The organism is Sphingomonas oligophenolica (assembly GCF_039522915.1).
In the GTDB taxonomy this organism is placed as follows: domain Bacteria; phylum Pseudomonadota; class Alphaproteobacteria; order Sphingomonadales; family Sphingomonadaceae; genus Sphingomonas; species Sphingomonas oligophenolica.
Map to the genome: position 1 here is coordinate 96,589 of NZ_BAAAEH010000014.1, position 10,812 is coordinate 107,400.

11 protein-coding genes and 1 tRNA gene are annotated in these 10,812 nt (G+C 67.1%); 2 read left to right on the forward strand and 10 right to left on the reverse strand.

Annotation, left to right across the window (positions count from 1 at the left end; all coding sequences use genetic code 11):
* Window positions 1–158: 158 nt before the first annotated feature.
* From ABD050_RS08980 to ABD050_RS08995, 4 genes are read right to left on the reverse strand one after another with little or no spacing between them, the layout of a single operon-like run.
* On the reverse strand, window positions 159–1,625 hold the full coding sequence (locus tag ABD050_RS08980) for an ArnT family glycosyltransferase (protein ID WP_343888940.1): 1,467 nt from the start codon (window positions 1,623–1,625) through the stop codon (window positions 159–161).
* Between the two features lie 21 nt (window positions 1,626–1,646).
* Entirely contained in the window at window positions 1,647–2,234 is a 588-nt protein-coding gene (locus tag ABD050_RS08985) for a TetR/AcrR family transcriptional regulator (protein ID WP_343888942.1), read from the reverse strand.
* Window positions 2,225–3,874 carry a sulfatase-like hydrolase/transferase gene (locus tag ABD050_RS08990; protein ID WP_343888943.1) on the reverse strand — a complete coding sequence of 550 codons (1,650 nt, stop codon included), beginning with the start codon at window positions 3,872–3,874 and terminating at the stop codon, window positions 2,225–2,227. Before ABD050_RS08990 ends, ABD050_RS08985 begins: the two co-directional genes overlap by 10 nt.
* 10 nt (window positions 3,875–3,884) lie before the next feature.
* Window positions 3,885–4,268, reverse strand: a complete 384-nt coding sequence (locus tag ABD050_RS08995) for a hypothetical protein (RefSeq protein WP_343888944.1) — start codon at window positions 4,266–4,268, stop codon at window positions 3,885–3,887.
* 108 nt (window positions 4,269–4,376) lie between these two features.
* On the opposite strand from ABD050_RS08995, the gene ABD050_RS09000 reads away from it, so the two are divergent.
* Window positions 4,377–6,194: an arylsulfatase gene (locus tag ABD050_RS09000; RefSeq protein WP_343888945.1), complete on the forward strand. Its 1,818-nt coding sequence runs from the start codon at window positions 4,377–4,379 to the stop codon at window positions 6,192–6,194.
* Between the two features lie 133 nt (window positions 6,195–6,327).
* Here the strand turns inward: ABD050_RS09000 and ABD050_RS09005 are convergent, their stop codons facing one another.
* From ABD050_RS09005 to folK, 6 genes are all read right to left on the reverse strand, one after another.
* The gene (locus ABD050_RS09005; protein WP_343888946.1) at window positions 6,328–6,978 is read right to left on the reverse strand and encodes a 2-hydroxychromene-2-carboxylate isomerase; all 651 of its coding nucleotides are present in this window, start codon (window positions 6,976–6,978) and stop codon (window positions 6,328–6,330) included.
* Entirely contained in the window at window positions 6,975–7,388 is a 414-nt protein-coding gene (locus tag ABD050_RS09010) for a DUF1330 domain-containing protein (RefSeq protein WP_343888947.1), read from the reverse strand. The genes ABD050_RS09005 and ABD050_RS09010 overlap by 4 nt, the downstream gene beginning before the upstream one ends.
* Window positions 7,385–8,302 carry a haloalkane dehalogenase gene (locus ABD050_RS09015; RefSeq protein ID WP_343888948.1) on the reverse strand — a complete coding sequence of 306 codons (918 nt, stop codon included), beginning with the start codon at window positions 8,300–8,302 and terminating at the stop codon, window positions 7,385–7,387. Before ABD050_RS09015 ends, ABD050_RS09010 begins: the two co-directional genes overlap by 4 nt.
* A 55-nt stretch (window positions 8,303–8,357) precedes the next feature.
* The gene (locus ABD050_RS09020) at window positions 8,358–9,263 is read right to left on the reverse strand and encodes a formylglycine-generating enzyme family protein (RefSeq protein WP_343888949.1); all 906 of its coding nucleotides are present in this window, start codon (window positions 9,261–9,263) and stop codon (window positions 8,358–8,360) included.
* Window positions 9,264–9,321: 58 nt separating this feature from the next.
* Window positions 9,322–9,397, reverse strand: a tRNA-Lys gene (locus ABD050_RS09025).
* 16 nt (window positions 9,398–9,413) lie between these two features.
* Window positions 9,414–9,899 carry a 2-amino-4-hydroxy-6-hydroxymethyldihydropteridine diphosphokinase gene (gene folK / locus ABD050_RS09030; protein ID WP_343888950.1) on the reverse strand — a complete coding sequence of 162 codons (486 nt, stop codon included), beginning with the start codon at window positions 9,897–9,899 and terminating at the stop codon, window positions 9,414–9,416.
* A 23-nt stretch (window positions 9,900–9,922) separates the two neighbouring features.
* On the opposite strand from folK, the gene ABD050_RS09035 reads away from it, so the two are divergent.
* Complete coding sequence (locus ABD050_RS09035; RefSeq protein WP_343888951.1) at window positions 9,923–10,576, forward strand: uracil-DNA glycosylase; 654 nt, start codon at window positions 9,923–9,925, stop codon at window positions 10,574–10,576.
* Window positions 10,577–10,812: the final 236 nt, after the last annotated feature.

A 10,812-nucleotide genomic window follows, 5' to 3' on the forward strand; every position in this document is an offset into this window, starting at 1 on the left:
ACTGCGTGATGTCATCGACGAACACCCTCTCCCCGTTTCCAAGACGATGCCGGCCGGCAAAAACCGCACCTCGAAATCGCGGTCGGGAAGAAATTATCGTCGGCTGGAAGGGCGGCCCGGGCCAGACCCCGGCGCCGAGCCCGGTGCCGGACCTCGCGTCAGGGCCGGTATGGCCTGTCCCGGCGCAGATAGACGATCATGCGATAGTCGCTGCGCGGCGCGCTGAACACCGGGCGATAATCGCGGGCGAGCGCGGCGCTGACCACCGCAAGGCTCTGCTCGTTCCACGCCGCCAGCGGCCGGCTCCCGATCACCACGACCGGCGGGCGGCGGGCCATGATGCGACGTACCTCGGCGGCCGAGTCGATCCCGGCAGCACCTTGCTCGGGCGCGTAAGCAAGCGTCGACGGGAAGGCATAGGCAGTCGGCACGCAGGCGTGGGCGAGAAGGTAGATGCTCGAGTCCCCGGTAAAGACATAAGGGCATTCGTCGCCCTTATTGGCCTCGACGACATGCGCGATCGCATAAGCGCCGGCCGTGTCGTCCGGCCGGATCAGCGCCTCGACCATGAAGATCAACAAGCCGATGCCGAGCGTCGCGATCATCGCCCGCGGCGCTCGGCCGAAGGTCGGCGCGGCGGCGATCGCCAGCGGCGCGACGAGCGGCAGCGCATAATGGTCGAAATAGGTCCCGAGCATGGCGAAGCAGAGCAGCGCCGCGGCAAGCCAGCCGAAGACGAGATTGGTCTCCTCGTTTCTCGGCCGCGTGCGCCAGGTGAGGACTGCGCAGACCGCGAAGGGAAGCAGCTGCGCACTGATCCCGAGCAGCCGCCGCGCGATCAGGCCCGGGGGATAGGCATAGCTGGAGCGCAGGAAGATCGAGGCGAAGTTGGCGAACCAGAATGCCTCGAAGATGGCCGGCCCCCGTGCCGCGTAGACCGCGATCACGATCAGCGTCGGGGCAAGGCCGAGCATCACCCACAGCAGGACCGATGCGCCGATCAGAGGGCCGCGCGCCCCGGCCCGGCGAAGGTACCAGCAATGCGCGAGCCCGAACAAAATGCCCTCGACCGCCGGCGTGTACTTGGTCTGGATCGCCAGCCCCGCGAGGAGGCAGACGGCCGCGCCATTGGCCATGATCGCCGCCCTCGCCCGGCGCGCCGCCAGCGCGGGCAGGCCAAGGGTCAGCACCGCGGCCGCGGTCATGAAGAGGTTGAAGAACACCGGTGACTGGCCGCCGCGCCCGCTCAGCAGCGGCAGCCAGATCAGATAGGCGGCGCCCGCCGCGAACGCGCCGGTCCGGGTCGCGCCGATCTGCCGGGCGGCGCGCTGCACCAGCCACGCGGTCGCCGTCGCGAACAGCAGTGCGACGACCTGATAGGCGATGATCCCGTCCCCGGGCAGCAGGCGGACACCGGCGAAGATCGCGAAGAGGCCGATCGGCTTGCGATCCCAGATATCGACATAGGGCAGCGCGCCGCCCAGCATCCGGTCGCCGACCAGCAGATAATATTGCTCGTCGACATGGATGACCGGGTTGCCGAAATCCCAGACGCGGAGCGCCAGCGCGACCAGCATCAACGCAGCCGCGACGGTCGCAGGCGATCGTGGAACGAACCGGTCCATGATCACCGCCTTAGCCGCCCGTCAGCCGATAAGTCGATCGACCTGTGTCTTGACCAGGGCGCGCGCGCTGCTCGCCGGCAGATGCTGTTCAACCCGCAGCCTTTGCCAGGTCTCGAAGCTCAGCAGCAGATCGAGCGTTTCGAAGACCAGGTCGTCGCCGGTGATATGGTCGGGCAGCAGCGATTTCAGGCGCGCGCGCATCAGCGCGAGGGTGCGGGCGTGCTCGGCCTGGATCGCCGCCGATTCGTGGCGATGCGCATCGCCGGCGCGCTTGAACGGCATCAGCCGCTCATAGGTCGAGACTCGCCGGTCGAGCGTCTCGTCGAGCTGCCCGCGCCAGTCGCCTGAGTCGAACGGCACCAGCCACATCTGATAGTGCTGCGAGAGCCGCGCCGTCATCTCGGCATAGAGGCTCTCCATGTCCTTGAAGTGCCGGAAGACGCTGCGCAGCCCGACTTCGGCGCGGATCGCGACCTGCTCGGCACTGGGCGTGATCTGCCCTTCGGCGACAAGCGCGAGCATTGCCTCGACGATCTTGTCGCGGCTGGTTTCGGACCGCCGCCTGCGTCCATCAGGCGAACCCCGATCCTGCTGGGCCACTAATTCCACCAATAGATATAGGTCTCGCGTGGGCGCGGTTTCGTGCCCAGGGGCCGGTCTATCGCGATCGGCGACTGGATCAAGCTCGGCCATGACGGCTTTACGCTTTCGGCGTCATGCCGGGCGAGCAGCGCGTCCAGCCGCGCGACGATCGCCGGCTGGCGCGCCGCCACGTCATGCTGCTCGGTCGGATCGTTCTTCATGTCGTAGAGGAGCGAGCGGTGCTGGAGCCCGAGCACCTGCAGCTTCCAGTCACCATCCCGCACGACCTTGTAGCCGCCGCTCCGCCAGAACAGGAGCTGGTGCGGCGTGCCCGCCTGCCTGCCCGCGATGAAGGGCATCAGATCGACGCCGTCGATCGCACGGTCGGTCGGCATCGGCACCCCCGCCGCCCTGCCGGCGGTCGCGAAGATGTCGAAATGGCTTACCGGCCCGCGCGCGACCGTCGCCGGCTTGATCTGCGCCGGCCAGCGCATGAAGAAGGGCACTTTCATCCCGCCTTCGAAGAAGGTCGCTTTCCAGCCGCGATAGGGCCGGTTGATGTCGGGCAGGCCGATATAATGCGCGCCGCCATTGTCGCTGGTGAAGATCACCAGCGTGTTCCTGTCCAGCCCCTGCGCCTTGAGTTCGGCCGTCACCCGCCCGACCCCGCGGTCGAGCGCGCGGATCATCGCTGCATAGACGCGGGTGCGGTGGTCGGCGATCTGCGGCAGCGCGTCGTAATCCGCCTTCAGCGCCTGGAGCGGCGTGTGCGGCGCGTTATAGGCGAGGTACAGGAAGAAGGGCCGGTTGCGGTTTGCCCTGATCGTCTCGATCGCCTGGTCGGTCAGATAATCGGTCATGTAGCGCGCCGGACGGAAATGCGCGCCGCCATTATACTGGACGCTGAAGGGCAGATTGGCCCAGAGATATTTGTCGATCGGGTCGAAATCCTGCTTCGAATTGACTGCGTCCGGGTCCTTCTCGGGCAGGTACATCTGCGCGCCGATGATGAAGCCGAGGCTCTCGTCGAAGCCCTGATCCTCCGGCCGCATGCCCCTAGCGCCGCCGAGATGCCATTTGCCGAGATGGACCGTGTGATAGCCCTTGCCGCGCAGCAGCCTGGCGATGGTCAGCTCGCTCGACGGCACGCCCTTGTCGTCGGGCGGCGGGTCGCTCGCGGCGGCATCCTCGTCGAAGATGGTCCGGTGCTGCCAGCTGCTTGGAAAGCCGGCGATGGTCCGCGCGAAGCGGGTGTCGGTCGGGGTGAATTCGAAACCGAACCGGGTCGGATAGCGCCCGGTCATCAGCGCCGCACGCGAGGGCGCGCAGGTCGCGTTGCCGGCATAGCCATCGGCGAAGCTCACCCCGCCATGGCCGATCGAATCGATATGCGGCGTTTTGAGAATACCGCCGGCGACACCCCCGCCGTTGAAGCTGATATCGTTGTAGCCGAGATCGTCGGCGACGATCAGGACGATGTTCGGCGGACGCTTGTCGGGCGGCACGCTCGCCTGGTCCGGGCCCTTCGCCCAGGCGACCGCATGGTTGGGATAGACATGCGGGGCGAGCCAGCCCGGCAAATGCAGCAGCACATAATCCCTGGCGAGGAAGCCGCCGACCAGCAGGAGCGCCAGCACGCCGAGCAGGATCTTGAGCCAGCTTTTCATCGACCGATCCTCAACGCCGAGGGGTGAGCGCGCTACGCCCGATGAGCAGGACAATGATCATTCCCGCCTCGACCGCCATTGGCGGGAAGGCGGTGGGCGAGACGCCATCGACCGCCAGGCTGATGAAACGCCCGGTCAACGCTGTCGCGAGCATGACGAGAGGATAGAGCAAGGGCCCGGCCAGCCCGCGCCACGCGCCATAGAGCGCGAAGGCGCCGCCGGTGAGAAAGAAGGCGGGAAAGTCGGCGCGGATCGTCGCAAGGCCCTGAATGCCGGCAGGCGAGAGAAAGAACTTCGCCCCCAGCAGGGCCGGATCGAGCAGGAAGCCCAGCCCGATCGCGAGGTTGAACAGCCCGACCAGCGCAACCAGCGCGCGCACCAGATTCCGCATCATTGCCTCTCCCGCTTTTGCCACACCCTAGCAGCGCCTCCCGGCTTTGCAATATTTCGGCATTGATAATGCCATTACCTCGGCGCATCATCGCGGCAGAGGGGAGGAGCGATGCGCGGATATCGTAACCTGGTGCGGTGGGTAGCTGATCGGCCGGCGAGGCCGGCGGTCGCCCTGCTCGGCGCGATAGCGCTCGCCTCGGGCAGCAGCGCCGCCGAGAAGAAGCGCCCCAATATCGTCATCCTGCTCGCCGACGATTGGGGTTTCAGCGATATCGGCAGCTTCGGCAGCGAGATCCGCACGCCCAATATCGATGCGCTGGCCAAGGCCGGGGTCCGTTTCTCGGATTTCCATGTCGCGGGCTCCTGCTCGCCGACCCGGGCGATGCTGCAGACCGGGATCAGCAACCACCGCGCCGGGCTCGGCAACATGCCCGAGACGATCCCGCCCGAGCATGTCGGCAAGCCCGGTTACGATACCGTCCTCAACGACCGCGTCGTGACGATGGCGAGCCTGTTCCGCGACGCCAGCTACCGAACCTATCTCACCGGCAAATGGCATCTCGGCAAGACAGCCGACAAGCTGCCGACGGCACGCGGTTACGATCATGCCTTCTCGCTCGCCGATGCAGGGGCGGACAATTTCGAGCAGCGCCCGATCGAGGGGCTCTACGACACCGCCGACTGGACCGAGGACGGCAGGCCGGCGACGCTGCCGCGGAATTATTATTCGTCGCGCTTCGTCGTGGACAAGATGATCGCCTATATCGAGGCTGGCCGGTCGAGCGGGAAGCCCTTCTTCGCCTCGGTCAATTTCCTCGCCAATCACATCCCCGTCCAGGCGCCCGACGCCTATATCGCGCGTTACCGGAGCGCCTATGACAAGGGCTGGACCGCCACCCGGGCCGCCCGGCGCGATCGGGCGGCCGCGCTCGGGATCGTGCCCGCCGGCGCGCCGATGGTGACGATGGGCACCACCCGGGACTGGAACGGGCTGAGCCCGGGCCAGCGCGCCGCCTATGCGCGCGCCATGGCTGCCTATGGCGGCATGGCCGAGGCGGCTGACGACCAGATCGGCCGGCTGATCGCGCATCTCAAGGCGACCGGCGATTACGACAATACCGTCTTCGTCTTCACCTCCGACAATGGCGCCGAGCCGATCGATCCGATGGGGACCCTGCTCGGCCGGCTGAACAGCTGGGCGCATTACGATATGGATCCGGCCGAGCAGGGCCGGCGCGGATCCTTCACCGCGATCGGCCCGGGCTGGGCGAGCGCTGCGTCGTCACCCTTGCGCGGCTATAAATTCTCGGCGGGCGAAGGCGGCCTGCGTACCCCCTTGATCATGGCCTGGCCCGCCAACCCGGCGTTCAGGGCGGGCACGATCGCCGGCCGGATGGCCTATGTCACCGACATTGCACCCACCCTCCTTGCACTGGCCGGCGTCCCCGGGCACGGCACGACCTATCGCGGCAAGCCGGTCGAGCCGATGACGGGGTCGAGCCTGGTGCCAATGCTGACCGGGGCGGCCGGCAGCGTCCATCCCGTCACCGAGCCGATCGGCTATGAGCTGTCGGGCAATGCGGCGCTGTTCCGCGGCGACTATAAGCTGGTCAGGAACCTGCCGCCGACCGGCCATGGCGAATGGCACCTCTACGATATCGTCAGCGACCCCGGCGAGACCCGCGATCTGGGGGCGGCGATGCCGGCGCTCTTCCGGACGATGCAGGCTGACTATGCCGCCTTCGCTGCGCGGGATCAGGTGCTGCCGATGCCGGCCGGCTATACGGCGGCGCAGCAGATCAACGACAACGCCATGCACACGGTGCTGGTGCCCAAATTGACGCGTGGACTGGCGGTGCTGGTGGTGTTGGTCGCACTCCTTGCCGGCGCGCGTCGCTGGTGGCGACGGAAACGCGTGCCGGCATAGCCGCCGCTCGTCACCTCGGACTTGTTCCGGCGTCCACTCATCCATGGGCACGGTTCCCAATTATAGAGCGATCTCCTCGCCGCAGAGTTGATGCCGGAACAGGTCCGGCATGACGACAGGAGGGCGGCAGGGCTTACCGCTTCGCCAGCCCCCGTTGCTCCATCCGCCATTTGAGCTGGTCGAACCGGTCCTGCCCGAAAAAGGGCTCGCCCTCGAACACCATCAGCGGCACGCCATAATGGCCCCCGGCGCGCTGCGCCTCCTGGTTGGCGGTGACGATGGCGACATGACGGTCGGGATCGGCGGCGATCGCCGCATCCATCTCCGCAAGGTCGAGCCCGGCGCGCTCGGCGGCCAGCGCAAGATGGTCGCCGAGATGCCAGTCAGTCACCTCGCCGCCCCAGATCAGCCGGCTGACCTCGTCGAGAAAGGCGAGTCCGCGCCCACGCTCGGTCGCCGCGACGCCGAGATGGGTGAGGCGGTGGATATGAGGCTGTTCGGCGGGGTAGGTCCGCGTCGCAAAATCCATCTGCACCGGGTCCGGCGATGCCCAGCGGAACGGCAGCCCGACAAAGTCGGCGCTCCGGCCGATGTCGCGCATGAAATAGCTCAGCCACAGCGGATCATTGTTCGCGAAGAAATCGGGCTGGCGTACCGCGATCGGATACACCACCCGGACATTGGCCGAGACCTGATGGTCTCGCTCGAGCGCGACCAGCCGCGGCGTCACCAGATAGGAGTAGGGCGAGCGGAACGACCAGTAGAGATCATAGGCGAGCGTCACCCACCGATGGCCTTGGTCCTGATATTGAGCTGGCCGGCAAGGCCGGCGACGCGGTGCTTCTCGATTGCCTGATATTCAGGCGACGAGACCATTGTCATCATCGCCGCGCGCGAGGGATATTCGGCGAGCGCGACCATGTCCCACAAGTCGTCGATCTCGCCGAGCATCAGCTCGGTCACGTCGCCGGCATAAACCCATCGCCCGCCGACCGCGGTGAGGCAGGCCTGCACCGCAGCGCCATAGCGGCGATAGGCGTCGCGACCGCTGAGCTGGGCATCGGCGCCGTCGGCATATTCCGCATGCTCCTTGAACTTGAGCAGGTTGATCATGACGAAGGGGCCGTCCTCGACCCCGCCGAAGAAAGCGGCGGCCTGGGCGGGGCCCGGGAAAACCGCATTGGTGACGTTCATGAATCGCTCTCCGGTTCAGCGCTGATGAAGGAATCGATCAGCGCGCACAGTTCCTCGGGCTTGTCTTCCTGGAGGAAGTGCCCGGCCTGCCTGATGATCACATGCGGCTGGCCGCTTGCGCCGGGGACGCGATCGATGAACGCCTTCTCGCCCCCGCGCGTGATCGCGTCACTGTCGCTGAACGCGGTCAGCACCGGCTTGTCGAATGTCTCGAGCACAGCCCATGCCGCCTTGTTCTCGGCGACCGAGGCATGTTCGGGCGTGATCGGCACCAGGGTCGGGAATTGCCGGGCGCCTTCCTTGTAGCGCTCGTCGGGGAAGGGCGCGTCATAGGCGGCGATCTCGGCCGGAGTCAGGTCGCGGACGACGCCGCCCTTGACGATCCCGCCGGCCGGGAATTGCGGGACATTCTGGCTGAAGGCGAGCCACGCGTTGAAGCCCTCCGAAAAGCCCGTACCTGTGGGCAGGCCGGTATTGGCGACCACCAGCCGCGCGAAGCGGTCGGGGAAGGCAGCCACCAGCCTCAGCCCGATCAGCCCGCCCCAATCCTGGCAGAACAGGGTGATGTGCCTCAGGTCGAGCGCCGTCAGCCAGTCGCGCATCCAGGCGACATGGCGTTCATAGCTATAGTCGGTCCGGGCGGCCGGCTTGTCGGATTTGCCGAAACCGATCAGATCGGGCGCGATCACGCGGTGCCCTTTGGCGACGAGCGCCGGCACGAACTTGCGGTAGAGATAGGACCAGCTCGGTTCGCCGTGCATCAGCAGCACCGGCGGCGCATCGCGCGGGCCTTCGTCGATATAGTGGATCCGCAGGTCAGTGCCGTCGGCGTCGGTGATCGTCAGATAGTGCGGCGCGAACGGATAATCGGCCAGCGCCGCGAACCGCTCGTCCGGCGTCCTCAGCACCAGCATGTCACTCTCCCGGTCGATATATTGGCACGCATAGTGCTATATTATCGGCGCCCGGTCAATGTCGCGGCGGCACCTGAATCGCGCTGACGAACCGCACGCCGATATGATCGGTGCCGAGCCCGCGCTCCTGGAACTGGCGCGCAGCGGGCCGATAGCGCGCGCAATAATTGCCCGCGCAAAGATAGGAGCCTCCCTTGATGACATGGTCGCCCTCGGGCCCGCCCGGGTCGCTCGTCCATTCCCAGACATTGCCGATCATGTCGTAGAGCCCGAACGCATTGGGCTTGAAGCAGCCGACCGGCGCCCGGCCCCTGTACCCGTCGAGCCCGAGGTCGCGGACCGGGAACACGCCCTGATAATAATTGGCCTGGGGCCGGCCTTCGCTGTCGACCGGCTCGGGCAGCGCCTTCTCGCCGGCGCGGGCGGCATATTCCCATTGCGCCTCGGTCGGCAATTTCTTGCCTGCCCAGCGCGCATAGGCCTCGGCATCCTCATAGGCGATCTGGACGACCGGCTCCCGGTCCCGGCCACCGGTCGTCTGCGCCGGCCCCGACGGATGCCGCCACTGCGCGCCCACCACCCAGCGCCACCAGCGCGGATCGTCACGGGTCGGTACGGTGAAGACGGCCGAGCCGGGTTTCAGCATCTCCGGCGGCGTGCCCGGCAGTTTCGGGGGCGGCCGCTCCGCCATCGTCCGATAGCCGGTCGCCTGGACGAAGCGCGCGAATTCGGCGTTGGTCAGTTCGTGCGAATCGATCCAGAAGGGGTCGACCTTGACGAGATGCGGCGGCCCTTCCTCGGGATAATGTGGATCGTCGCCCATCACGAAGCTGCCGCCCGGGATATGGACCATCGGCGCGTCGGCGAGATCGGCACAAGGCGAGGCGCGCCGGTTCTTGCACCCGGACATGGCGAGCAGGCCGATGCAGAGTGCGGCGGGAAGCAGGACGCTGCGTTTCACAAAACCCCCGCTTCAGCCAATGACGGGGCCCGCGCCGGCGACAGCCGTCCGAGCATGTTGGTGGGCTCGCCGGGATTCGAACCCGGGACCTACAGATTAAAAGTCCGTTGCTCTACCGACTGAGCTACGAGCCCGACCAAGGGACGCGCGTTACGAGCGGCGCGGACGCCGGTCAACCGCGCGAGCGCGCGCCGCGAGCTGGCGCATGGTGAACCCGGTCACCGGATCGCGCCAGTCGGGCGCCAGCGCCAGGAGCGGATCGAGCACGAAGCGGCGCGTGCGGAAGGCCGGGTGCGGGATCGTCAGTCCGGACTCGGCATGGATTCCCCCCGACCAGAGGACGATATCGAGATCGATCACCCGCGCGCCCCAGCGGCGGCCGGGGCGGCGGCCGAAGCCGCGTTCGATCTTCTTGAGCCGGGCAAGAAGGTCGGCCGGCGATTCGGCCGATTCGAGCAGGGCGACTGCGTTGGCGAAGCGCCGCGACGAGGGGCCGAGCGGCGGCGTTGCGATCACCGGCGACATCGCGATCACCGTTCCGAGCGTGGCGACCGCGGCACGCACTTCGGCCTCGGGCCGGCCATGGGCGCCTGGGCGGTTCGATCCGATCGCGATGGCATAGCTTGTTACGGGCATCGGGACATGCGTAGCGTGCCGCGATGTTTTGCCCAAGCCCGATCCCCGAAACCGAGCCGCCGCGCGATTGCCCGCTCTGCCCCCGACTCGCCGCTCATCGTGACGCGGTGCGCGCCGAGCACCCCGATTGGTGGAACGCGCCGGTGCCCGCCTGGGGCGATCCAGCGGCCTGGCTGGTGGTGGTCGGGCTGGCGCCGGGCAAGCATGGCGCCAACCGGACCGGCCGCCCCTTCACCGGTGACGGCGCTGGCCCGCTGCTGTTTCGGGCACTCGCGACGCACGGGCTGGCGCATGGCGACTATGAAGGCCGGGCCGACGACGGCTTGCGGCTCGATGGCGTGATGATCCTCAATGCGGTCAAATGCCTGCCACCGCAGAACAAGCCGCTGCCCGAGGAGATCCGCACCTGCCGCACCTTTCTCGAAGACCAGGTGGTGGCGCTGCCCAATGCCCGGATCTTCGTCGCGCTCGGCCAGGTCGCGCACCAGTCGGCGGTGAAGGTGTTGGGCGGGCGGTTGCCGAAATGCCGGTTCGCCCATCTCGCCGAGCACCGCGTGCCCGATGGCCGCATCCTGATCGATAGCTATCACTGCTCGCGCTACAACCAGAATACCGGCCGGCTGACCGACGACATGTTCGATGCTGTGTTCGAACGGGCGCTCGAGCTTCGCGGCTGATTTTCGATCCGGCCCGTGCGGCCGATTCAACTCCGGCGAAGATCGGGAAACATTGTGGCGGCGGAGCGCAGCATCGGCTCCTTCCCGCTCTTTGACATGACCGCATTTGTTGAATGGCCGCCGCTGTTATGACGGGCCTTCCCGCTGTTATGGCGCCCCCTCGCTGTTCTTCCCGCTTCTGTGGACGCCCCCATGGAAGCAAGCGGAAAAATTCGAGTATGTGCAGGTGATCGGAT